The 23,005-nt window shown below is 72.0% G+C and carries 22 protein-coding genes; 7 read left to right on the top strand and 15 right to left on the bottom strand.

Annotated features, from left to right (window positions below; genetic code table 11):
* Window positions 1–20: 20 nt before the first annotated feature.
* Complete coding sequence (gene recG / locus A9O67_RS05505; RefSeq protein ID WP_082955385.1) at window positions 21–2,210, bottom strand: ATP-dependent DNA helicase RecG; 2,190 nt, start codon at window positions 2,208–2,210, stop codon at window positions 21–23.
* 138 nt (window positions 2,211–2,348) lie between these two features.
* Here recG and A9O67_RS05500 point away from each other — a divergent pair, with 138 nt between their 5' ends.
* Window positions 2,349–3,857 carry a sensor domain-containing diguanylate cyclase gene (locus A9O67_RS05500; protein ID WP_082955384.1) on the top strand — a complete coding sequence of 503 codons (1,509 nt, stop codon included), beginning with the start codon at window positions 2,349–2,351 and terminating at the stop codon, window positions 3,855–3,857.
* 25 nt (window positions 3,858–3,882) lie between these two features.
* Here the strand turns inward: A9O67_RS05500 and A9O67_RS05495 are convergent, their stop codons facing one another.
* The 3 genes from A9O67_RS05495 to A9O67_RS05485 all read right to left on the bottom strand — a co-directional run bounded on the left by A9O67_RS05495 (window position 3,883) and on the right by A9O67_RS05485 (window position 6,968).
* Entirely contained in the window at window positions 3,883–4,926 is a 1,044-nt protein-coding gene (locus A9O67_RS05495; protein WP_156682256.1) for a GGDEF domain-containing protein, read from the bottom strand.
* A 99-nt stretch (window positions 4,927–5,025) separates the two neighbouring features.
* Window positions 5,026–6,117 carry a calcium/sodium antiporter gene (locus A9O67_RS05490; RefSeq protein ID WP_068608168.1) on the bottom strand — a complete coding sequence of 364 codons (1,092 nt, stop codon included), beginning with the start codon at window positions 6,115–6,117 and terminating at the stop codon, window positions 5,026–5,028.
* Between the two features lie 86 nt (window positions 6,118–6,203).
* Window positions 6,204–6,968: a ParA family protein gene (locus A9O67_RS05485; protein ID WP_068608166.1), complete on the bottom strand. Its 765-nt coding sequence runs from the start codon at window positions 6,966–6,968 to the stop codon at window positions 6,204–6,206.
* A 149-nt stretch (window positions 6,969–7,117) separates the two neighbouring features.
* On the opposite strand from A9O67_RS05485, the gene queA reads away from it, so the two are divergent.
* The gene (gene queA / locus A9O67_RS05480) at window positions 7,118–8,215 is read left to right on the top strand and encodes a tRNA preQ1(34) S-adenosylmethionine ribosyltransferase-isomerase QueA (protein ID WP_068608164.1); all 1,098 of its coding nucleotides are present in this window, start codon (window positions 7,118–7,120) and stop codon (window positions 8,213–8,215) included.
* Between the two features lie 7 nt (window positions 8,216–8,222).
* Here the strand turns inward: queA and A9O67_RS05475 are convergent, their stop codons facing one another.
* Window positions 8,223–8,612: a type II toxin-antitoxin system VapC family toxin gene (locus A9O67_RS05475; protein ID WP_068608162.1), complete on the bottom strand. Its 390-nt coding sequence runs from the start codon at window positions 8,610–8,612 to the stop codon at window positions 8,223–8,225.
* Complete coding sequence (locus A9O67_RS05470) at window positions 8,613–8,843, bottom strand: AbrB/MazE/SpoVT family DNA-binding domain-containing protein (protein WP_068608159.1); 231 nt, start codon at window positions 8,841–8,843, stop codon at window positions 8,613–8,615.
* A gap of 72 nt (window positions 8,844–8,915) precedes the next feature.
* On the opposite strand from A9O67_RS05470, the gene tgt reads away from it, so the two are divergent.
* The gene (gene tgt, locus A9O67_RS05465) at window positions 8,916–10,100 is read left to right on the top strand and encodes a tRNA guanosine(34) transglycosylase Tgt (protein WP_068608322.1); all 1,185 of its coding nucleotides are present in this window, start codon (window positions 8,916–8,918) and stop codon (window positions 10,098–10,100) included.
* A 2-nt stretch (window positions 10,101–10,102) separates the two neighbouring features.
* On the opposite strand, the gene A9O67_RS05460 is transcribed toward tgt, so the two are convergent.
* The gene (locus A9O67_RS05460; protein WP_068608157.1) at window positions 10,103–11,458 is read right to left on the bottom strand and encodes an FIST signal transduction protein; all 1,356 of its coding nucleotides are present in this window, start codon (window positions 11,456–11,458) and stop codon (window positions 10,103–10,105) included.
* Window positions 11,455–12,279 carry a PhaM family polyhydroxyalkanoate granule multifunctional regulatory protein gene (locus A9O67_RS05455; RefSeq protein ID WP_068608320.1) on the bottom strand — a complete coding sequence of 275 codons (825 nt, stop codon included), beginning with the start codon at window positions 12,277–12,279 and terminating at the stop codon, window positions 11,455–11,457. The genes A9O67_RS05460 and A9O67_RS05455 overlap by 4 nt, the downstream gene beginning before the upstream one ends.
* Before the next feature lie 210 nt (window positions 12,280–12,489).
* On the opposite strand from A9O67_RS05455, the gene A9O67_RS05450 reads away from it, so the two are divergent.
* On the top strand, window positions 12,490–12,873 hold the full coding sequence (locus A9O67_RS05450) for a TraR/DksA family transcriptional regulator (protein WP_068608317.1): 384 nt from the start codon (window positions 12,490–12,492) through the stop codon (window positions 12,871–12,873).
* Here A9O67_RS05450 and A9O67_RS05445 read toward each other — a convergent pair.
* Window positions 12,834–13,775, bottom strand: a complete 942-nt coding sequence (locus A9O67_RS05445; RefSeq protein WP_068608155.1) for a fumarylacetoacetate hydrolase family protein — start codon at window positions 13,773–13,775, stop codon at window positions 12,834–12,836. The two genes, A9O67_RS05450 and A9O67_RS05445, sit on opposite strands and share 40 nt — an antisense overlap.
* Window positions 13,776–14,331: 556 nt before the next feature.
* On the opposite strand from A9O67_RS05445, the gene A9O67_RS14070 reads away from it, so the two are divergent.
* Window positions 14,332–14,958: a DUF3108 domain-containing protein gene (locus A9O67_RS14070; protein ID WP_068608153.1), complete on the top strand. Its 627-nt coding sequence runs from the start codon at window positions 14,332–14,334 to the stop codon at window positions 14,956–14,958.
* A gap of 113 nt (window positions 14,959–15,071) precedes the next feature.
* Window positions 15,072–15,362: a BTH_I0359 family protein gene (locus A9O67_RS05435; protein WP_068608150.1), complete on the top strand. Its 291-nt coding sequence runs from the start codon at window positions 15,072–15,074 to the stop codon at window positions 15,360–15,362.
* Window positions 15,363–15,416: 54 nt separating this feature from the next.
* On the opposite strand, the gene A9O67_RS05430 is transcribed toward A9O67_RS05435, so the two are convergent.
* Together A9O67_RS05430 and A9O67_RS05425 are read right to left on the bottom strand one after the other, a co-directional pair.
* Entirely contained in the window at window positions 15,417–16,430 is a 1,014-nt protein-coding gene (locus tag A9O67_RS05430) for a cytochrome-c peroxidase (protein WP_068608316.1), read from the bottom strand.
* Window positions 16,431–16,611: 181 nt separating this feature from the next.
* On the bottom strand, window positions 16,612–17,127 hold the full coding sequence (locus A9O67_RS05425; protein WP_068608148.1) for a Dps family protein: 516 nt from the start codon (window positions 17,125–17,127) through the stop codon (window positions 16,612–16,614).
* An 83-nt stretch (window positions 17,128–17,210) separates the two neighbouring features.
* Here A9O67_RS05425 and A9O67_RS05420 point away from each other — a divergent pair, with 83 nt between their 5' ends.
* On the top strand, window positions 17,211–18,110 hold the full coding sequence (locus A9O67_RS05420) for a ChaN family lipoprotein (protein WP_068608147.1): 900 nt from the start codon (window positions 17,211–17,213) through the stop codon (window positions 18,108–18,110).
* A gap of 27 nt (window positions 18,111–18,137) precedes the next feature.
* Here A9O67_RS05420 and recQ read toward each other — a convergent pair whose 3' ends face one another.
* The 4 genes from recQ to A9O67_RS05400 are packed head-to-tail and all read right to left on the bottom strand — an operon-like array spanning window position 18,138 to window position 22,923.
* Window positions 18,138–20,060 carry a DNA helicase RecQ gene (gene recQ / locus A9O67_RS05415; RefSeq protein ID WP_068608145.1) on the bottom strand — a complete coding sequence of 641 codons (1,923 nt, stop codon included), beginning with the start codon at window positions 20,058–20,060 and terminating at the stop codon, window positions 18,138–18,140.
* The gene (locus tag A9O67_RS05410; RefSeq protein WP_068608314.1) at window positions 20,057–20,467 is read right to left on the bottom strand and encodes a rhodanese-like domain-containing protein; all 411 of its coding nucleotides are present in this window, start codon (window positions 20,465–20,467) and stop codon (window positions 20,057–20,059) included. The genes recQ and A9O67_RS05410 overlap by 4 nt, the downstream gene beginning before the upstream one ends.
* A 10-nt stretch (window positions 20,468–20,477) precedes the next feature.
* Complete coding sequence (hemB, locus tag A9O67_RS05405) at window positions 20,478–21,503, bottom strand: porphobilinogen synthase (RefSeq protein ID WP_068608143.1); 1,026 nt, start codon at window positions 21,501–21,503, stop codon at window positions 20,478–20,480.
* A gap of 58 nt (window positions 21,504–21,561) precedes the next feature.
* Window positions 21,562–22,923, bottom strand: coding sequence for a diguanylate cyclase (locus A9O67_RS05400; RefSeq protein ID WP_082955382.1), 1,362 nt, complete (start codon window positions 22,921–22,923; stop codon window positions 21,562–21,564).
* Window positions 22,924–23,005 lie beyond the last annotated feature (82 nt).

Raw genomic sequence — 23,005 nt, 5'->3', positions numbered from 1 at the left:
CAGCCGGGTGGATTATCGGATCAAGCCTTCAGATAGTCTAACTTGCCCCCCAGCCAGCGGTCGAGGTGCCGCTGCGCCTGCCCGGGGTGCCGCTGCCACAGGCGCGGGGCCCAGCGGCGCGCCCATTCGATGAGCGGCTCGTCGGTCTGCAAATCGGCAAACCGCAGCAAAGGCGCCCCCGATTGGCGCGCCCCCAAAAACTCGCCCGGGCCGCGGATGGCCAGATCGCGGCGCGCGATCTCGAAGCCGTCCTGGGTCTCGACCATGGCGCGCAGGCGTTCGCGCGCCGATTCGCTGACGCGGCCCGACTCGCCGGGGCTGTAGAGCAGCAGGCAGACCGAGGCCACCGCGCCGCGCCCGACGCGCCCGCGCAACTGGTGCAATTGGCTCAAACCGAAGCGCTCGGCGTGCTCGATGACCATCAGCGACGCATTGGGCACGTCCACACCGACTTCGATGACCGTGGTGCTGACCAGCACGGCAAGGGCGCCTGCGGCGAAGGCGGCCATGATGGCTTTTTTTTCGGCTGGCGGCAGGCGCGAGTGCAGCAGGCCGACCTGGACCGGGCGGCCATCCGCGCCGGTCACGCCCTGCAGGGCGGCAGCCAACTCGGCGTGGGTGGCGGTGGCGGCGCGCAGATCGAGCGCCTCGCTCTCCTCGATCAACGGGCACACCCAGTACACCTGCCGGCCCTGCGCCACCTGCTGGCGGATGCGCTCCATCACCTCGGGCCGGCGGTGCTCGGCCAGCACTTTGGTGACGATGGGGCTGCGCCCGGGGGGCAGTTCGTCGAGGGTGGAGACATCCAGATCGGCATAGACGCTCATGGCGAGCGTGCGCGGGATGGGGGTGGCGCTCATCATCAGCAGGTGCGGCTCCATCCCCGCGGCGGCGGCCCCGGCCTTGTGGCGCAGCGCCAGCCGCTGGGCGACGCCGAAGCGGTGCTGCTCGTCGATGACGGCCAGGCCCAGGCGTTCGAACGTCACCTGCTCCTGGATGACGGCGTGGGTGCCGACCACCAGCGCCGCTTCGCCCGCCGCGATGCGCGACAGCATGGCCTGGCGCTGGGCGCGCGGCTGGCTGCCGGTGAGCCACGCCACTCCGCGGCCCAGCGGGGCGAGCAACGGCTCCAGCCACTGCACCATCTTGCCAAAGTGCTGCTCGGCCAGGATCTCGGTCGGCGCCATCAGGGCGCATTGCCAGCCGGCATCGACCGCGACGGCCGCGGCCAGCGCGGCCACCACCGTCTTGCCGCTGCCCACGTCGCCTTGCAGCAAGCGGTGCATGGGGGTGGGGCGGGCCAGGTCGGCGGCGATCTCGGCCACCACCCGCTGCTGTGCCCCGGTCAGGGCAAAGGGCAGCGCAGACTGCAGGCGCCACGGCAGGCCGTCGTCCGCCGCGCGCAGCACGGGGGCGCGCAGGGCGTCGCGCTCGCGGCGCGCGCGCACCTGGGCCAACTGCTGGGCCAGCAGCTCCTCGGCCTTCAAGCGCTGCCAGGCGGGGTGGGTGCGATCGTCCAGCGCCGTGCGCGGCGCGCGGGGGTCGGGGTGATGCAAAAACGCCAGCGCCGCCTGCAGCGTCCACGGCTCGCCGCCGGCCCCCGGCAGGTCGGCCAGGGCTTCGGGGGGAACGGTCTCGGACAGATCGGCCTGCTGCAGCGCGCGCGCGACCGCGGTCCGCAGATAGGGCTGCGGCAGGCCGGCCGTGGTCGGGTAGACCGGAGTCAGGCCGGCGGGCAAGGGGGCATCCGGCGACAGCAGGCGGGGATGCACCAGCGTCCAGCCCGCCCAGCCCCCGCGCAGCTCGCCATGCGCCCGCACGCGGGCACCGACGGCCAGTGCCCGCTGGTGACTGGGGTAGAAGGTGAAAAACCGCAGCGTGCAGCGCCCCCCGCCGACCACGGCCAGGGTGGCGACGAGCTGGCGGCGCGGGCGCAGCAGCACCTCGCAGGCCAACACCTCGCCCTCGATCAGGGCCTCGTCCCCGTCGCGCGCGTCGGCCAGCGGGCGCACGCGCGTCCAGTCCTCGTAGCGCAAGGGCACGTGCAGCGCCAGATCGATGGGCCGCACCAGGCCCAGCCGCCGCAGCGCGCGCTGCGGGCCGCTGAGCCGTTCGCGCCCCGCGCCGGCGGGCGCCGCGTCGGGCACGGCGTCGGGCGCGGTGGGGGCCGGCGGGCGGCGAGAGCGGGTGGCGGACGTGGCGCGGGCCATGGACCGATCCTAGCAGCGCCGTCGGAGACGATGGGAGAAAGCGACAGTCACCCGCCCGCCGCATCGACAGCGCCGGGCGCTTGCCCTACGATGGCTTGCACCGTCCCCAATCCTTGCGGGCCGCCCCCCTGCACTGCCATGACCCAGCGCCGTCCCAACCCGGTTCCGCCCCCGTATCTGCAAGCCGACGCCGATTTCGAAGCGATCTTCGAGCTGGCGCCAGTGTCGTTGTGGCTGGAGGATTTTTCGGCCCTGCGCGCGCTGTTCGAGCGCTGGCGCGCCGAGGGCGTGACGGATCTGGCCGCGCATCTGGCGGCGGACCCGGCGCGCGTGGAGCAGTGCATGCGCAGCCTGCGCGTGCTGCGGGTCAACCAGCGCACGCTGGCGATGTTTCAGGCGCCGGATCACGCCACGCTGCTGTCCAACCTGCACCGCATCTTCCGCGACGACATGCGCGCCAACGTGGTGCGCGAGCAGGTGGCGCTGTGGAACGGCGCGACGCTGGTGGAAAACCTGACCGTCAACTACGCCCTGGATGGCACGCGGCTGGACGTGCTGGTGCGCATCCGCATCCTGCCGGGGCATGAGCGCACCTGGGATCGGGTGCTGGTGTCGCTGGAAGACCTGACCGCGCGTGTGCGCGCCGAGTCCAGCCTCAACGCCAGCGAGCGCTATGCCCGCGACCTGTTCGAGCGCTCGCCGGTGTCGTTGTGGGTGGAGGATTTTTCCACCGTCAAGACCCTGCTCGACGAGGTGCGGGCCAGCGGCATCGACGATTTCAGCGTCTTTTTGAAGGTGCACCCGGAGTTCGTCACCCGCTGCATGCAGGAGATCCGTGTCATCGACGTCAACCGGCAGACGCTGACGCTGTTTGGCGCCCCGGACAAAGCCACGCTGCTCGCGCGGCTGCACCAGATCTTCCGCGACGAGATGCACGAGTCCTTTGCGGAGCAACTGCGCGAGCTGTGGAACGGCCAGTACACGCAAGAGCGCGAGGTGGTGAACTACTCCCTCAAGGGCGATCCGCTGCATCTGCACATGCAGTTTGCCGTGCTGGAGGACCGGCTGGCGCGCTGGGATCTGGTGCTGGTGTCGCTGGTGGACATCACCGCGCGCAAAAAAGCCGAGGCCTACCTGGAGTACCTGGGCAAGCACGATGTGCTGACGCGGCTGCGCAACCGTGCCTTCTTCAACGAAGAGCTGGCGCGCCTGGCCCGCAAGGGGCCCTGGCCGGTGGCGGTGCTGGCGATCGACGTCAATGGCCTCAAGCAGATCAACGACGAGCTGGGCCACGGCGCGGGCGACGCTCTGCTGCGCCGCGCGGGCGAGGTGCTAGGCAAGGCGGTGGAGCCGCCCGGCGTGGCCGCGCGCATCGGCGGCGACGAGTTCGTGGTGCTGCTGCCCGGCTTCGACGAGACGGCGGCGCGCGATGTGCAGGCGCAAATCCAGCAGGTGCTGGATCTGAACAACCAGTTCTACCCGGGGCGCACGCTGTCGCTGTCGATGGGGCTGGCGGTGTGCGGCGCGGGCGAATCGCTGGAAGCCGCGCTGCAGGCCGCCGACCGCGCGATGTACGACGACAAATCCCGCTACTACGAGGCACACCCGCCCGCGCGGCGGCGCAGCGACCGCGTGCCGCCGGCCTGAGTCGGGCGGAGTCGGCCCGAGCGCCTCAGGTGCGGCTGGACGCGCCCTCGCCCGGCGACGTCCACACCACGCGGTCGCGCCCCTCGCGCTTGGCGCGATACAGGGCCGCATCGGCCCGGGCCAGACAGGCCTGCCAGGACTCCGGCGCCGTGTGCACGGCCACGCCCGCCGAGAACGTGACGGCCCGCTCGGCGATGCGCACCCGCTCGCGCACCACCTGGCGGATGCGCTCCAGCACCGCCGCGGCGGCCGCGGCATCGCCCTGCCCCAGCCAGACGACGAACTCCTCGCCGCCAAAGCGGTAGAGGCGGTCCGTCTTGCGCAACGCCGACTGCACCACCGTCGCCAGATCGCGCAGCACGGCGTCCCCGGCTTCATGGCCGTGGCCATCGTTGATGGCCTTGAAGTGATCGACATCCAGGACGGCCAGCGCACCCACGGAGGCCCCGCACCGGAACGCCTGCGCAAACTCCACCTCCATCAGGCGGCGGTTGCCAACGCCGGTCAGTGGATCGAGCAGGCTGAGGGCCTGCCAGCGCTCGATGCGCCGGTGGGCCTGCTGCGACACCAGATACCCGAAGACCCCGGTGAGCACATTGGTGATGACGAAAAACGGCAGCCCCTCGGTGCCGCCCAGCTCCTGCCAGGACAGCGCCGCGGCCCCCAGCACCGCGGCCGCCCCCAGCACGACCGCCGCCGGCGCGGGCACGAGGAAAAAGTTCATGAGCACGCCCGGGTAGGCCCAGAACAGGGCCGCAAACTGGGCCGCAAGACCGATGGCCCAGATGCCGCCGACGATGGCCACCGCCATTACCCAGCCGGGCCAGCGCGTGTCGCGCGTGCGCCAGGCGTACCACGCCGCCGCCCCGATGGCGATGGCCAAAATGGCGTCCGAGGCGGCCGCCAGCCAGTTGGCGGTCAGGGCGCGGTAGACGGCAAAGGGCGCCAGCCACACCACGGCGACCACACCGCCGAGCGTGAGCACGGCCAGCGCGTAGTCGTTGAGCAGCGCCTCACGCCAGTCGGCGCGCTGCGGGGTGTCGCGCAACAGGGGGAATGCGGCAGACATGGCCGGCGGGTCTCCTCGGTGACGGTCCGGACGCTTCGGGCGGCGTCCGTGACAGGCCAACCATTGTGCCGAAAACGCCGCCGCCGCGCAGCCCCCTGGTCAGCGGGCCGGTGGCGCGCTGGGCGAACGCAGCACGCTCGTCACCAGCGCGATCACCGTCAGCGGCACGACGAAGCCCAGCATCACCGCCGAGTACGCGGGCAACGCCGCGTGCGACTGGGCCGCAAGGATCAAATACGCCGTGTACGCGGCGTAGTAGCCGAGGAAGACCGCCCCCTCCCAGCGCGCAATCTCGCGCCCGGTCAGAAACACCGGCAGGCAGGCCAGCGCCACGGCCAGCATCACCCAGATGTCGAACGACAGCACCGACGGCGCGATGGCGATGCCGGCGCCGGCCGAGGCCAATCCGCTCAGGCCCACGCACCCCAGGATGTTGAAGGTGTTGCTGCCCACGACATTGCCCACGGCGATGTCGCGCTCCCCCTTGAGGGCCGCCGCGATCGACGTGGCCACCTCGGGCATGGAGGTGCCGGCGGCGACGATGGTCAGGCCGATCACCACATCGCTGACGCCCAAGGCCTTGGCAAACGCGACCGCCGCCCCCACCAGCCAGTCCGAGCCCAGGACCAGCAGCGCCAGCCCGACGCCCATCAGCGCCACCTGGACGGGCCAGCGGGCGTCCCACGCCCCCGCACTCGCCGGTTGCAGCTCGGCGTCGAACGCGGCGGCATCGGCCGCCGAGACACGGCGCGACTGCACGATCAGAAACGCCGTGTAGACGATCAACAGGCCCAGCAGCAGGCCGCCCTCCCACCAGGCGATCCGGCCATCCAACCCCAGCACCAGGAGCAACACCGACGCGCCGATCATGATCGGCACCTCCTGCCGAATGAGCTGCACATGCACCACGAGCGGCGTGATCAGCGCGCTGGCGCCCAGAATGAACAGCACATTGAAGATGTTGCTGCCCACGACGTTGCCCACCGCGATATCCGTCTGGCCGGACAGCACCGCCCCGGTGGACACCGCCATCTCGGGCGCGCTGGTGCCAAATGCCACGATGGTCAGCCCGACGACGAGCGGCGAAATGCCCAGCGACAGCGCCAGCTTGGACGCCCCGCGCACCAGCGCGCTGGCCCCCGCCACCAACGCCGCCAACCCCGCCACGAACCACACCACTTGCATCCACATGTTTCAACCCCATTCGGTGACACGGCGTGACTGTAGTCGATCGCAGGGCCGTCGGCCGGCGGCGACCCGACTCCCGGCCACGTCGTTCAGACCAGACGTTCGTACAACGCCACGAAGGCCTGCGTCAGGCGGTGCCGCGGATCCAGGTGGATGAGGGGGCGGGCAGCCTCGTGGGACTCGCGCACCTTGACCGACGCAGGCAGATACGGCTCCAGCACCGGCAGCCCCTCGTCGCGCAGCGCCTGCACGAGCCGCTGCGGCAGCGCGGCGCGCGCCTGAAACTGGTTGACCACGATACCGCGCACCGCCAGCGCCGGGTTGTGGTCGGCGCGGATTTCGGCCACATGGTCGAGCAGCGTGTAGAGCGCCTGGCGGGAAAACGCATCGCAATCGAAGGGGATGAGGCAGCCGCTGGCGCCCATGAGCGCGCTGCGCGTGTAGAAGTTGAGCGCCGGCGGCGTGTCGATCACGATGGCGTCGTAGTCCGCCCGCAAGGCGGCGAGCGCCTCGCGCAGCTTGTAGATCTTGTGGCGCGCTTCCAGCTTGGCCTGCAACTCCTCCAGCACAGGGCTGGCCACCAGCACGTCCAGCCTGTCGAACGGCGTGCGGCGCACGAAGGCCTGCGGCGGCTCGCTGCGCAGGCTGTATGACAGCGTCTGCTCGAAAAAATCCGCCACCGTCGGGCCGGGTTGCGCCACGGCATCGCCCAGCAGATAACGCGAGGCATTGCCCTGCGCATCCAAATCCACGACCAGCGTGCGCCGACCGCGCGCGGCCCCGATCGCGGCCAGGTTGCAGGCGATGGTGGACTTGCCCACCCCACCCTTTTGATTGAAGACGACCAACGGCATGACCACACCCCCGCACCACCGACCGGCCCCGCGCCGGCCTACCCCCGCATGTTATGGGGCAAGCAAGACGCGGGCCTGACACGGCCGCGCGCCGTGGGACAATGCGCGTCCCTTGGACTTGGCACGGGCCCGTCCGGCCCTCGAGCGACATGACGACCCTTCCCCCCGCCGCCGCCCCGGCGCGCACCTGGACCACCAGCGACTTCGACTTCCACCTCCCGCCCGAGCTGATCGCCCAGCACCCGGCGCCCGAGCGCAGCGCCTCGCGCCTGCTGGACGGCCGCGGCTGGCCGCCGGCGGACCGCATCTTCCGCGAGCTGCCGGCGCTGCTGGCGCCGGGGGACCTGCTGGTCTTCAACGACACGCAGGTGATCAAGGCGCGCCTGTACGGCGAGAAGCCCACGGGCGGGCGGCTGGAGCTGCTGGTGGAGCGGATGCTGGCCGACGGCGAGGTGGTGGCGCACATGAAGGTGAGCAAGAAGCCCGCCCCCGGCACCGTGCTGCGCATGGCGCCGCAGGCCGACGGGCAGCCGGCCTTCACCGCCACGCTGCTGGGCCGCTGGCCCGAGGCCGACGGGCCGCTGTTTCGCCTGCGCTTCTCCGACGACCCTTACGCGATGATGGAGCGCCACGGCCACGTGCCGCTGCCGCCGTACATCGAGCACCCCGACACCGCCGAGGACGAGCAGCGCTACCAGACCGTCTTCGCCAAAAACCCCGGCGCGGTGGCCGCGCCGACCGCGGCGCTGCACTTCGACGAGGCGGTGCTGGCGGCGCTGGCCGCGCGCGGCGTGCAGCGCGCCAGCGTCACGCTGCACGTGGGGGCCGGCACCTTCCAGCCGGTCAAGGGCGAGGACATCCGCGCCCACCGCATGCACAGCGAGTGGTACCGCATTCCGCCGCAGACGCTGGCGGCGCTGGAGCGCACGCGCCGCGCCGGCGGGCGCGTGCTGGCGGTGGGCACCACCACCGTGCGCACGCTGGAGAGCTGGGCGCGCAGCGGCGCCACCGAGGGCGACACCGACATCTTCATCACGCCGGGCTTCGACTTCCGCGTGGTCGACCTGCTGATCACCAACTTCCACCTGCCGCGCAGCACGCTGATGATGCTGGTGTCGGCGTTCGCCGGCTACGAGCACGTCATGGCGCTGTACCGCCACGCGATCGGGCGGCGCTACCGCTTCTTCAGCTACGGCGACGCGATGCTGCTGGCGCGCGCGGGCTCGGCCGCCGCGGCGGCGGACTGAGGCGGTTTCAGGGCGCTGCCGCGCCCGGCTTCGGCACGTAGCGCACGCCGGGCAGGCCGGCGTAGTCGGCGTCCTGCGTCCACAGCGTCGCGCCGAACTCCTGCGCCATGGCCAGCATGATGGCGTCGGCCATCGCCAGCCGGTGCCGCTGCGCCACGCCCGCGGCGGCCACCGCGCGCGCGTCGGTCAGGTCCAGCACGCGGCCCAGCCGCATCACGTCCAGGCAGCGCGTCACCACCTCCTCCGGCAGGCTGCGGGCCAGCACCCGGTGCACCTCGTACAGCGCGATGCAGGGCACCAGCAGATGACGGCGGTCTTCGATGACCGGCTTGAACACCGGCCCGTTGGGGCCGGCGCGAAAGAATTCGATCCAGCCGGAGGAGTCGACAACGTTCATTCAGTCGAACTCCCGGTCCGGCTCCTTCGGCGGTTCGAGGTCGTCGCCGAGGTCGTAGCCCTTGAGCATGCCGTAGTAGGCGCTCATCGGCGTCTCGGGCCGGATGACGAGCTCCTGGCCGCGCAGCTCGAACTGGATGTAGGAGCCGGGCCGGATGCCGAGCTTGGCGCGCATCGCGGCGGGCAGCGTGACCTGCCCCTTGCTGGACACGACGGCTTCGACGGCTTCCATGGCACTTCCCTTACCGATCACGACGTAAAGCGAATTCTAAGGTAAAGCAGACGCAGCCGTACAATGCCGGCCATGCTGACCTTCGAACTGCTGGCCACCGACCCGACCAGCCACGCGCGCCGGGGACGCCTCACGCTCAACCATGGCGTGGTGCAGACCCCCATCTTCATGCCCGTGGGCACCTATGGCACGGTCAAGGGCGTGATGCCGCGCAGCCTGCACGACATGGGCGCCCAGATCATCCTGGGCAACACCTTCCACCTGTGGATGCGCCCTGGGCTGGACGTGATGCGCGCCTTCGGCGGCCTGCACGGCTTCGAACAGTGGCACAAGCCCATCCTGACCGACTCCGGCGGCTTTCAGGTCTGGTCGCTCGGCGCGATGCGCAAAATCACCGAGGAAGGCGTGCACTTCGCCTCGCCGGTCAACGGCGACAAGCTGTTCATGTCGCCGGAGGTGAGCATGCAAATCCAGACCGTGCTCAACAGCGACATCGTCATGCAGCTGGACGAATGCACGCCGTACTGGCAGGGCGACAAGGCCAGCGGCCACGTCACCACCGAGGCCGAGGCACGCGCCAGCATGGCGCTGAGCCTGCGCTGGGCGCGGCGCTCCAAGGCGGAGTTCGAGCGCCTGGGCAACCCCAATGCGCTATTCGGCATCGTGCAGGGCGGCATGTTCGAGCACCTGCGGCAGGAGTCGCTGGAAGCGCTGGTGGACATGGACTTCCCCGGTTACGCCATCGGCGGCGTGAGCGTGGGCGAGCCGAAGGAGGAGATGCGCCGCATCATGGCGCACACGCCACACCGGCTGCCGGCGCACAAGCCGCGCTACCTGATGGGCGTGGGCACGCCGGAGGATTTGGTGGAAGGCGTGGCCTGCGGCGTGGACATGTTCGACTGCGTGATGCCGACGCGCAACGCCCGCAACGGGACGATTTTCACCCGCTACGGCGACCTGAAGCTGCGCAACGCCCGCCACAAGGCCGACCCGCAGCCGCTGGATCCCACCTGCACCTGCTACGCCTGTGCGGGCGCCAGCGGCGTGCGCTGGGTCGACGGCGGGCGCGACGGGTTCAGCCGCGCCTACCTGCACCACCTGGACCGCTGCGGCGAGATGCTAGGCCCCATGCTCACCACCATCCACAACCTGCACTACTACCTGAACCTGATGCAAGAGGTGCGCGACGCGCTGGACGCGGGCACCTTTGCCGCCTTCCGCCAGCGCTTCGCAGCCGAGCGCGCGCAGGGGGTGTGACCTCAGCCGCTGGGGGCGTCCGCCACGAACACCGTGAGCACCCCTGTGTAGCCATACAGGCGGTGGTGGGCGATCTCACCCGCGGCAAAAAACCCGACCAGCGGCACGTCGCCCAATGCGTGCCGCACGATCTGCAGTTCGGCCCCGGGGCCGCCGAAATGCGGCCCGCCCCGGCCATTGCAGCTCACGTACACCGCGCCCGCGATGCGCTGCACGGGGTCGCCGCCGGCCTCGCCCTCTTCGGGGCTGAGTTCGTCGCGGATCTCGGCGCAGATGCGCACCAAGTCCGCGCGGGCGGCCTGTACATCGCGCGCGCACAGGGTCAGGGTGCCGCCGACGGGCACCTCGTCGGCGACGACGAAGGCGCGCCGCGCCGGGTCCAGGCCCACCAAATGGCGCACCAACAGGTCGTCGCCCAGGCGCAGAGGCACGCGACCGACGTGCCCCCGATGCCCCTCGTGCCCCGTTCGACCCTCCGGCCCCCCCGCACCCCCCGGGGCCTGCGCCGCCGGCGCTTGCAAGCCGACCAGCGTCTGCCGCAGGCGCGCAATCACAGCGGGCAGATCGTCCAGCGACAGGTCCAGCGCGCGCAGCAGCACATCGAGCGCGGGCTGACCGTCCAGCTCGTCCACGCACTGCGCCCGCGCGGCCGTGACACGGTACGCGGGCGAGACGGCGCGCACGCCCTGCGTCACGCGCGAGACGATGCCCACATCCGGCCCGAAGGCCACACCGCTCAAGCCCCCGCGGAACAGGCCGGCCGCCGCCTCGCGCCCATGCCCGGCCAGACCGCCCCGGCTGGAGCGCGCGATTTGCAGCGAGCCAGCGCGGCTGGCCGCCAAGCCCCCGAACAGATAGTGGCCCAGCGTGCGCTCGGCCAGCTCCTGCACCAGCTCCGTCACATCGGGCGTAGCGGGGTCGGCGTGCACCAGCGCGGTCTGCGGCACGAAGCCTTCCGGCCCCTGGGTGGCCCCCAGCGGCGCCAGCCCGCTGAAGACGCGGTAGCGGCTGGGCGCCAAGTCGCACAGCATGACGGCCAGCCCCGGCTCGTCGATGTACTCGGCCCCGCCGGCGCAGATACCCACGCCCACCGCCCCCACCCAGTCGGTCACCTGCGGCAACTCGGCGCTCAGGTGATCCAGGATGTCGGCCGCGGCATCGGCGTAGTGGTCGGTCAGGTACAGCAGCCCCAGCGGCGTGACGGTCTGGCCGGCCTCCAGGCGGCCGGCTGCACCGCCATGCCCGGCAGGGTCGGCAGGCGCTGCGGCGGCCAGCAGGGCGCGCAACTGGGCCAGCACCAGCGCGGCGGCCATGGGCCAGTGCGGGTGGGTGGCGTGGGCCTGCAGAAAGCGCCTCACCCGCGTGGCCTCCGGGGCGGCGCGGGCGGGGTGGCCTGCGGTTTGGGTGCGGCGGTGCGCCCGCGCGGCGCCCGGGCCGCCGCGGGAGCGGGTGCTGACGCACCCGGGGATGGGGCGGCCGCCTTGCGCTCTCGGGTCGCGGCGGCGCCCTGGGCGGGGGATCGGGGGGATTGGGGCGGTTGGGATGTTTTGGCGGCTCGGGCGGGCCGGGTCGCCCGCGGCGCTGGTGCGGCGGCCGGCGATGCCGCGGGGGCTGTCGGCGCCGCCGTCGTGGCCGCCATCGCCGTCGCGGCGGCCGTTGCGGTGTGTTGCGCCATCTCTTGCAGGGTGTTGGCCGCAATCGTCTGGAATTGGTCGGTCAGCGACCGCCACCAGCGCACCGGATCGACCCCGGGCGCCGCGGCCGGTGCCTCCGCGGGTGGCTCGCTGGCGGGCGACCCACTCGCAGCAGCGGCTTCCGGCCCAGCGCTGGGACTGGGGCTGGCGTTGGCGCCGGGACCGGCAAACGCCTGCGCCATTTCGTGGAGGCTGACGTTCATGCCCTTGAGCGTCGCCAGGGTCATCTTCTGCACCTCGAGCGCCTGGATCGTCGCCTGCAGCGCCCGGGCATTCTGTTCGAGCCAGAAGTGGACGGCCTTGAGGTCGCGAATGCGGCGCTCGAGCTCATCGACGTCGAACACCGGGGCCACCCACTGCGTCATGGGCGGGGCATCCGCGGCCGGACTGCCACCGGCCAGGCCCTGCAGAAAGGCAAACCCGGGGACGTACCGGGCATAGGGCGCGAAGGCCGCCTGAAAGGCGCCGAAGTCGGGCGGGGTCATGGTGGGCATCCTTTGCGCGGCATCGACCGCATGCACCGTAGCATGCCACAGCCACGACACGCCCGGACACCCGGCGGCCTGCCCTCGGCGCCCTTGATCGGCGTCAAAGGCTGGCCTGCACGGCCCGGCTGACCTTGGCCGTCGCCGGGAATCGGCGCCACAATGTCAAGCATCGGCCCGGGCCCGGGCCGCTACCACGAGCCGACGACCATGAGCCAGCCCATCTCCGACACCTATGCCCAGCAGCTGCAACAGATGCGCGCCGACCTGATTGCGCAGATCCGCGCCCAGCGGGGCGGCAAGATCGGCCGCGCGGAGTCCGCCCTGGATCCGCACGACATCCAGAGCGGCGACTGGAGCCAGGTGGACGGCGAGCGCGATCTGGCGCAGGCGCTGGACGAGCGCGAGACGGCGGCGCTGCGCGCGATCGACGAGGCCCTGCAGCGCATCGCCAACGGCACCTTCGGCCTGTGCACGGACTGCGGGGCGGAGATCCCGACCGCCCGGCTGCACGCCGCCCCGACCGCGCAGCGCTGCATCGGCTGCCAGACCCGCTACGAGCGCGACCACCCCGGCGCAACCCCGTCGCTCTGAGCGGAGGCCCACTCGACGTCGATGGGGCCGAACGGGGCGCGGCCATCGGGCAAGCGGGCGTCGATGTGCACCCGGTCGCCCGGCGCCAACCAGGGGGTGCTCGCACGGCCCAGGGTCAGGCGCTCGGCCGCACGGCGCATGGCCAGGTTGGCATAGCCGCGCGGCCAGGTGGGGGGATTGCCCGGCTCCTGCGGGGTGGGCAGGGTGCCGCCGGCGACCACCGTCCCGGCCGACAGGCCGCGGATCCGGGCCGCGTGCGCGATCAGCGCCCCAAAGGGCACCGCTTGGTCGGCCCCGTCGGCAATGCCCAGCTTGCGCCCGTTCCAGGTCGTGGTCACGCAGGCCGCCAGGCGTCCGTCGCGCCACGCGGGGCCGACTTCGTCCGGCGTCACCACGCACGGCGCCAGCGTCACGCCCCAGGGCTGCGTCGGCTCCGCCGGCGCGTCGCCATGCCGCCAGTGGCAAGCCAGCGCCAGCAGGCGAACCGCCTCCAGCGCAGCCGCCGGATCCACCCCGGGGGAGACGTCGCCGCAGACCACGGCCAGCGACGGCCCGACATCCGCCACGCCATCCACGGCCGGCAGCGGCCGTGCCGGCCCCCACAGGGCATCGCTGCACCAGGGGCGGGGCTCGTCGGCGCCGTCCTCGGGGGCCAGCCACGCCACGGCCCGCGGCAGCGGCGCGGCGCACAGCCGCGGATCGAAGGGAAACGCATGGCGGGCCTTGCCCTGGTCGAGCGTCAGGGCCAGGTCGCGCAACTGCGGGGCAATGAAGTTCCAGTCGTCGAGCGCCTGCTGCAGGGTGTCGGCGATGCCGCTGGCGTAGTGCGCCAACGTGCCGTCGCGCGACACGACGACGAGCTGGCCATCGCGGCTGCCGTCGCGGTAGGTGGCAAGTTTCATGGGGGGTGTCTCACGGATGCCGTGCGCAGCCGCTAGTATCGCGCCCATGAGGGCACCGCATCCGCGATGGGCGCGCGCACTGGCCGTCGGCGCGGCGGTGGTCGCGCTGCACGTGGCCGCACTGACGCTGGCCTGGCGCCCGAGCGAGGCGCCCGTCGGCACGGGGGGCGATGGGCGGATACCGACGGTATCGGCCGCCCTGCTCCCGCCACCCGAGCGGGCTGCCCCCACCGATGCACGGCGCCCGGCATCGCCGCCCGTCGCACGGCCACGCCAGACAATGGCCCCAGTGGCACCCGCAGCCCCGGCCGTTGCGGACACGTCGGCGGTGGCATCCCTCGGCCCCGCGCTGTCGTCCGGGGTCCAAGACGCAGATGGCCCCAGCCTCTCCACCCCCGCAGACGCGGCGAGCGGCCCCGCTGACGAAGCCCCCCCCGCCCCACGGGACCCCGAGGCGGGCGCATCGGTCACCGCCGCAGCGGGCCTGCTGGCTGCGGCCCCGCCCAACACCGATCCGCCCGGAGGGAACCGCTGGCGGCCTCCGCCAGCGGGGCGGATGGAGTACGAGGTGCTCGGCGAAGCCAAGGGCCTGAGCTACCGGGCCGACGCCGTGCTGGACTGGCGGCCGGACGACGAACGCTACCGGCTTGAGCTGGCGCTGCGGGCGTTTCTGGTGGGCAGCCGTGTGCAGGTCAGCAGCGGGGTGCTGACCCCCATGGGCCTGCAACCGAGCCGCTTCGAAGACCGGGCACGGCGCGAGCGCTGGCTGGCGTTCGATTGGCCAGCCCCGCCCGAACCCGGGCGGGCGCACGCCGATGGCGGCACCGCCATCGAGGGCCTGCCCGCGGGCACACAAGACCGGCTGGGGGTTTTCGTGCAACTGGGCGGCTGGGTGGACGCCATGGCGCCTGGGCAACGCTGGCGCATCCCCGTGGCCAGTTTGGGACGGCTGGAGCTGTGGACCGTCGAGGTCGTCGGGCGCGAGCCCATCACCGTCCCGGCGGGCAGCTTCGACGCGGTGCGCCTGCGGCGTGTGCCGGAGGGTGAGCAGGGTCTGAGCGTGGAGGCTTGGTATACCCCGGCCATCGCGGGCCTGCCCGTGCGCATCGTGCTGCAGCAGCCCCATGGCGAGCGCGTGGACCAGCGGCTGCGCCACTGGCGCCCGGCCGGTACCCCCCCTTGAAAAACCCCGGCGCGCCCCGATGTGCGCAGCAAGGTGGCGATGCCGGCGCCGGGAAGGACCGTCAGCGCCGCCCCCGACTTGCAGGGACTTTGTGTTTCGAGGATAGTGTGGCCATGCACATGCTCTACAACTCCGACAGCTTCGCGGTGGTCCACATCTTGGCCAACGCCCAGGAGATGGCGGGCGCGGCCGAGGGGGGCGCCCAGCGGCCGGTGATGCCGCGGCACGGTTTCGAGATCGTGGACAAGCGCTCCGGCAAAGAGGTCTACCTGGACGGCTCCTGGGCCGAGCTGTTCCAGCAGCAGATCGAAGCGTGGCAACAAAACACCCCCACCCAGGAAGAGGTGGAAGACACGCTGGAGAGCTACGCGTCCCTGGCGCAAACGCCGGTGGTGGTGCACTGACGCTGCCCGCCCAGTCGGCGCGGACCAGGCGGGGGGCCAGCAGCGTGTGGACGTTCAGTCGAACGGCCGCGGCCGCAGCGTCTTCTCGTTGGACGGCGGCAGGATTGGCAGGCGGAACACCGGCTGCTCACCGGTCAGCGTCTTCAGGAAAGCGACGATCTGCGCGTTTTCCTGCTCGGTGAACTTGCGGCCGAGCTGCAGCCGGCCCATGATGTCCACCGCCTCGGCCAGCGTCCAGGCCGCGCCGTCGTGGAAGTACGGGTAGGTCAGCTCGACGTTGCGCAGCGTCGGCACCTTGTAGCTGAAGCGGTCGGCATCCTTGCCGGTGACGGCGGCGCGGCCGTCGCCGGCGCCCTTGTACGGCTCGACGATGCCCATTTTCTGGAACGAGTTGCCGCCCAGGTTCGGGCCGTTGTGGCAGGCCACGCAGCCGCTCTCGTTGAACAGCTTGTAGCCGGCCAGCTCGTCCTTGGTCAGCGCATCTTTCTTGCCCAGCAGGTACTGATCGAAGCGCGAGTTGGGCGTCACCAGCGTCTTCTCGAACTCGGCGATGGCGTCGGTCACCATGTCGATGTCGATCTTGTCCTTGCCGTAGATCAGCTTGAACTCGCGCGCGTACGCCGGGATCGACTGCAGCACGTCCACCGCCAGCGTGTGCTGGAACGCCATCTCGCCGGGGTTGGCGATCGGCCCGCCGGCCTGCTCCTTCAGATCAGCGGCGCGACCGTCCCAGAACTGCGCCAGGTTCAGCGCCGAGTTCAGCACCGTCGGCGCGTTGATCGGCCCTTTTTGCCACTTGTGCCCGATGGAGGTGCTCAGGTTGTCCGAGCCGCCCATGCTCAGGTTATGGCACGAGTTGCACGAGATGAAGCCCGACTGAGACAGGCGCGGGTCGAAGAACAGCTTCTTGCCCAGCTCGACCTTGCCGAGGTCGACCGACTTGGGCGGCTGGATCGGGGCGTAGAGTTGGTCGAATGAACGCTCTTGCGCCACCACGGCCAGCGCGGCGGCGGCCACCGCGCCGGCCACCAGGGTCACGCGGGCGAGACGACGTTTGCGGGAGTTCATGATGAGTCCTTTCTTGGTCTTCGGATTGCCAGCCGGTGCCCATCCGGCAATGGCAAAGACCATTCTGGACTCATGGTTTTCGGGTGCGATTGACCTCGATCAAAAAGTCGCCCGAACTGGATAGGACTCGACAATCGCAATCATTGCTCGCACCTATCGAGCACACCCGCGTTCGCAGCGCTCACTCCTCCAGCAGGCTGCGCAGCATCCACGCCGTCTGCTCGTGCACCGACAGGCGCTGCGTCAGCAGGTCGGCGGTGGGCTCGTCGTGCGCCTCGTCCACCAGCGGGAACAGGCCGCGCGCGGTGCGCGCCACCGCCTCGTGGCCCAGCGCCAGGATGCGCACCATCTCCATCGCCTTCGGCGGCTCGGCCGGCGCATCCGGCAGCGAGCTCAGGCGCGCGTATTGCGCGTAGGAGGCCGGCGCCACGTGCCCGAGCGCGCGGATGCGCTCGGCGATCGGGTCGATGGCGTTCCACAGCTCGGTGTACTGCTGCATGAACATGTCGTGCAGGCTGTTGAACATCGGCCCGGTGACGTTCCAGTGGAAGTTGTGCGTCGTCAGGTACAGCGTGAAGGTGTCGGCCAGCAGCCTCTTCAGCCCCTGCGCGATGGCGGCGCGCTGGGCCGGCGCGATGCCGATGTCCACCGGGGTGGCGGCGCGGCTGGCGGTCTTGGTGGCGTTCTTCTTGGCCATGGTCGTCAAGCTCCTCGAGAGGGTTGGGGGTACGAAACCGGCGTCACGCCCCATCTTAGCGGGGCCGCGCCGATAATGCGCGCATGAGGATCGACCCGCTGCGGCGGCGCTGGCTGCGCCACGGGGCCGCCGCCACGCTGGCGGCGCTGGCCCCGTGGGCGGGTGCGGCCACCGGCACGGCGGCGGGCGACGACGCGCGCGCCGTGGTGACCGACGAGCAGGCGCGGCTGGCCTGGGTGCGCGCGCGGCTGGCCGCGCTGCCACGCGCGGCCGACTGGCTGCTGCTGGGAGAGCAGCACGACGCCGACGCCCACCAGTGGCTGCAGGCCGCCGCCGTGCAGGCGCTGGCGCGCGAGGGGCGGCTGGCCGCGCTGGTGCTGGAGATGGCCGAGCGCGGCCGCGACACCGCGGCGCTGGCCCCCGACGCCGACGAGGCCGCGGTGCGCGCGGCGCTGGCCTGGCACGACGCCGGCTGGCCGTGGCGGCGCTACGGCCCGGTGGTGATGGCGGCGGTGCGCGCCGGCGTGCCGGTGGCGGGCGGCAACCTGCCGCGGCGCCAGCACGGCGAGGTGATGCGCGACGCCGCCTGGGACGATACGCTGCCGGATGCGCAGCAGCGCGCCGCGCTGCACCGCGCGCTGGACGAAGGCCACTGCGGCCTGCTGCCGGCGGCGCAGCTGCCGGCGATGGCGCGCATCCAGCTGGCGCGCGACGACGCGATGGCCGCCACGCTGCTGGAGCGGCGCAGCCCGGACCGCACGGTGCTGCTGGTGACCGGCGCGCAGCACGCGCGGCGCGACCGCGGCGTGCCGCACCACCTGGCGCGCCGCGCCGGCACGGACGCCGCGCGCGCCTGCCTCAGCATCGAGCTGCGCGCCACCGACGCCGCGCGCGCCGAGCCGGACCCGGCGTTCGACGCGCTGTGGCTGACGCCGGCGGTGGCAGCCGTCGATCACTGCGCCGGGCTGCGCGGCCGCGGCTGACGGCACCCCTGCCGGCCCCGCGCGCCGTCAGGCCCACGCCACGAGCGGCTCCGGCGCCGCGGGCCCGGCGGCCTGCAGCGCCTGCGCGACGACGCGCAGCACCTCAGCGCCGTAGGCGGCGCGCTTCTTCTCGCCCAGGCCCGGGATGCCCTCCAGATCGCCGTCACAGGCCGGCAGGCGCTGCGCCAGCGCCACGAGCGTGGCGTCGTGGAAGATCACGTAGGCCGGCAGGTCGTGCGCACGCGCCACCTCGGCGCGCCAGCGCTTCAGCGCCGCCAGCACCTCGCGTTCGCGCAGCGGCAGCCGGGCCTCCGTGGCCAGCGCGCGCGCCTGCCGCGGCGCCCGCTCGGCGCGGCGGCCCTCGGTGGCCACGCGCAGGTGCAGCGGCTGCTCGCCGCGCAGGATCGGCCGCGCCGCCGGCGTCAGGTGCAGCGTGTGGAACTCCCCGGCCACCTGCACCGCGCCACGCGCCACCAGCTGGCGCAGCACGCGCCGCCAGGTCGCCTCGTCGAGTTCGCGCCCGATGGCCCAGGTGGACAGCCGCTCGTGGCCGTGCGCGCGCACCTTGTCGGTGGCCTGGCCGCGCAGCACGTCGATCACGTGCCCGGCGCCGAACGCCGCGCCGCTTTGCTGCAGGCGGTAGATGCACGACAGGAGCTTGCGCGCCGCCTCGGTGGCGTCCCAGGTCTGCGGCGGCTGCAGGCAGTTGTCGCAGTTGCCGCACGGGGGGCTGGCCTCACCGAAGTAGGCCAGCAGCTGCTGACGGCGGCAGCCGGTGGATTCCGCCAGCGCCAGCAGCGCCTCCAGTTTGGCGCGCAGCACGCGCTTGAACGCCTCGTCGGCGCCGCTGTCGTCGATCAGGCGGCGCTGCTGCACCACGTCCTGCAGCCCGTAGGCCATCCAGGCGTTGGCCGGCTCGCCGTCGCGGCCGGCGCGGCCGGTCTCCTGGTAGTAGCCCTCGACGTTCTTCGGCAGATCCAAATGCGCCACGAAGCGCACGTCCGGCTTGTCGATGCCCATGCCGAAGGCGACCGTGGCCACCATCACCAGCCCGTCCTCGCGCAGGAAGCGGTCCTGGTGGCGCTGGCGCGTGGCGGCGTCCAGCCCGGCGTGGTAGGGCAGCGCGCGCAGCCCGGCGGCCTGCAGCCGCGCGGCCACCTCCTCCACCTTGCGACGCGAGGCGCAATAGACGATGCCGGCGTCGTGCCGCCCGTCCGGCAGCGTGTGCTCGTCGGCGACGAAGCGCAGCAGCTGGCGCAACGCGTGGTCCTTCTCGACGATGGTGTAGCGGATGTTGGGTCGGTCGAAACTCGCCACGAACGTGCGCGCACCCTCCAGCCGCAGGTGCGCGACGATGTCCGCGCGCGTCAGCGCATCCGCCGTGGCCGTCAGCGCTAGGCGCGGCACGCCCGGGCAACGCTCGGCCAGCACCGCGAGCTCCCGGTACTCGGGGCGAAAGTCGTGCCCCCACTGGCTGACGCAGTGCGCCTCGTCGATGGCCAGCAGCGCCAGCTGCCCGGCCTCGTGCAGCGCCTGCAGCCGCGCCAGAAAGCGCGGTGTGACGATGCGCTCCGGCGCCGCGTACAGCAGCGTCAGCTCCCCGCGCATCAGCCGCTGTTCCACCGCGGCGGCCTCCTGCGGCGTCAGGCTGGAGTTGAGGCAGGCGGCCTCGACCCCGGCCTCGCGCAGCGCACCGACCTGGTCGTGCATCAGCGCGATCAGCGGCGAGACCACCACCGTCACGCCCAGCCCCGCGCGCTGGCGCACCAGCGCCGGGATCTGGTAGCACAGCGACTTGCCGCCGCCGGTGGGCATCAGCACCAGCGCGTCGCCGCCGGCGCCGACGTGCGCGACGACGTCGGCCTGCTGGCCGCGGAAGTCCGCGTAGCCGAACACCTCGGCCAGCACGCGCCGGCCCTCGGCGAGCGCCTGCGCGGGCGTCAGCGTCACATCTGTTCCCAGGGCAGCCCCTCGAAGCGCCAGCCGTTGCGGCTGGAGCGGTGGAAGTGCTCGTCCAGCTCGCCCTCGAAGCCGTGCACCACGTGCGCCACGTCGGTGAAGCCGGCCGCCTCCAGCGCCGCGCCGGCGTCCAGCGTGCGCTTGCCGCTGCGGCAGATCAGCAGCACCGGGCGGTCCAGCCGGCCGGCCTCCTGCAGCACCTTGCGCGCGAAGCCCTCTGGATCCGGCGTCAGGTCCGGGTACTCGTACCACGGGATATTGACCACGCCCGGCGGGCGGCCGACGTAGAGCGACTCGATCTCCATGCGCACGTCGACGAACAGCGGCACGCGCTCGGGCGATGCCTGGGCGTGCGACTGCAGCCAGTGCCACGCCTCGGTGGGTTGCAGGTGTTTCATGGAACCGCGCTCAAGCGCGGCGCAGCAGCCGGGCCGCGTCGCGCGCAAAGTAGGTCAGAATGCCATCGGCGCCCGCTCGCTTGAAGGCAAGCAGGCTCTCCATCATCACCGCGTCGTGGTCCAGCCAGCCGTTGGCGGCGGCGGCCTTCAGCATCGCGTACTCGCCGCTGACCTGGTAGGCGAAGGTCGGTACCTTGAACTCGTCCTTGACGCGGCGCACCACGTCCAGGTACGGCATGCCGGGCTTGACCATCACCATGTCGGCGCCTTCGGCCAGATCCAGCGCCACCTCGCGCAGCGCCTCGTCGGAGTTGGCCGGGTCCATCTGGTAGACCTTCTTGTCGGCCTTGCCCAGGTTCGCCGCGCTGCCGACCGCGTCGCGGAACGGCCCGTAGAAGGCGCTGGCGTACTTGGCGCTGTAGGCCATGATGCGCGTGTGCACATGGCCGCGCGCCTCCAGCGCCTGGCGGATGGCGCCGATGCGGCCGTCCATCATGTCGCTGGGCGCAACGATGTCCACGCCCGCGGCGGCCTGCACCAGCGCCTGTTTGACCAGCACCTCCACCGTCGCGTCGTTGACGATGTAGCCGGTCTCATCCAGCAGCCCGTCCTGCCCGTGGCTGGTGTAGGGGTCCAGCGCCACGTCGGTCATGACGCCCAGGTTGGGCACGCGGGCCTTGAGCTCGGCCACCACACGCGGCACCAGCCCATCGGGGTTCCACGCCTCGCGGCCGTCGGGTGCCTTGCGGGCGGGATCGATGACGGGAAACAGCGCCATCACCGGGATGCCCAGCTCCACACATTCCTGCGCCACGGGCAGCAGCTGGTCCAGGCTCAACCGCTCCACCCCGGGCATCGAGGCCACCGGCTCGCGCCGGCCGTGCCCTTCCAGCACGAACACCGGGTAGATCAGGTCGTGCACGGTCAGGTGGTGCTCGCGCACCAGGTTGCGGGTGAACACGTCGCGGCGCAGACGGCGCGGGCGCGACAGCGGGTAGGGGGCCGGGTGGCCGCTGGAGGGAGTGGGCGCGTTCATGGGCGTTATTGTGACGCCACTGACTCCGCCGCTGCCGCTGCCGGTCGCCAAGACCAGCTCAGACGCGCGGGACGGTATCGACCACGTCCACGACGCAGCGGTTGCGCCCAGCGCCCTTGGCCCGGTACAGGGCGCGGTCGGCGCACACCAGCAAGCCGCGCAACAAGGCCGCCGCGTCCTCGGCCGAGGCGGCCGCACCGGGCGATGGTGCCGGCTGCCACACGCACACACCGATGCTGACCGTCAGCGTCAGCCCGGCCAGCGGGCGCTGCGCCACCGCTTGCCGCAGCCGCTCGGCGTGTCCCTCGGCCACGGCCGGGCCCAGGCGGGGCAGCAACAGCGCAAACTCTTCGCCGCCATAACGCACCAACACATCCTCGGGGCGGACCTGCTCACGCAGGCGCTGGGCCAACTCGCGCAGCACCTGGTCGCCGCGGTCGTGGCCGTGCTGGTCGTTGACGTCCTTGAAGTGGTCCAGGTCCAGCATCATCGCCGTCAGCGGCTCGCCGCCGCGCCAGGCACGGCGCACGTGGCGCGGGCCCAACTCGTCGAGCAGGTAGCGGTTGTGCAAACCGGTCAGCGCGTCGGTGACCGCTTGGCGCATCATCAGCGCATGCTGGCGGCGCACCTGCTGCAGCAATCGCCAGTAACGCACCAGGTTGCTCACACGTGCGCGCAGCTCGTCGGCGTCGATCGGCTTGGTGACGTAGTCGTTGGCACCGCGGCGCAGCATCTCGACACGGCGAACGCGCTCGTCGTAGCCGGTGTAGGCCAGCACCGGCAGCTCGGCCAGATCGTCGCGCCGGCTGCGGATCGCCGACAGTAGGCCCAGCCCGGTCAGCGCCCCGGGCAGCACGACGTCGACGATGACGAGGTCGAAGGCCTGCTGTTCCAGCCGCTCGAGCGCTTCGTGCGCCCGCAGCGCGTGCTCCACCTCCATGCCCAGCGGGGCCAGCGCCTCGGCGGTGGCCGCCGCCATCGCCGGCGAATCCTCCACCAGCAGGATGCGCCCGCGCTGCTGATCGATCTGGCGGCGCAGCAGCGCGCGCAGATGCGGCGCCAACTGATCCGGCGCGGCGCGCAGCAGCACCTCGGTGAAGCCACCCTCCAGGGCGCTCAGGCGCAGCGGCTCGGCGTCGTCGCCGGTGATCAGCACAACGGGGAGCACCGCGCAGCAGGGGGTCTGGCGCACGCGCCGCAGCAGCTCCAGCGCCCCCATGTCGGGCAGATGGCGCGACACCAGCACCAGATCGACACGCAGACCGTCGGCCAGCGCCTGCAACGCCTCCTCGCCGTGGGCAAAGGCGTGCACCTCGGCGCCTTCGGACCGCAGCAGGCCCTGCATCACCGCGCGTGCGGCACCGTTGCTGTCTACCAAGGCGACGCGCACGGGGGATGGGTCGGAAACGGAAGCGTCCATGTGGGTGGTGATTGTGACGGTTTGGCCCCTGGGCTACACTGCTTTGCGCATTATTTGCCCCTCTTTACACCCCGCCCGGTTG

It is taken from the genome of Tepidimonas fonticaldi, from assembly GCF_001675355.1.
Taxonomy (GTDB): Bacteria; Pseudomonadota; Gammaproteobacteria; order Burkholderiales; family Burkholderiaceae_C; genus Tepidimonas; species Tepidimonas fonticaldi.
This window is presented reverse-complemented; position numbering and strand designations above follow the sequence as displayed.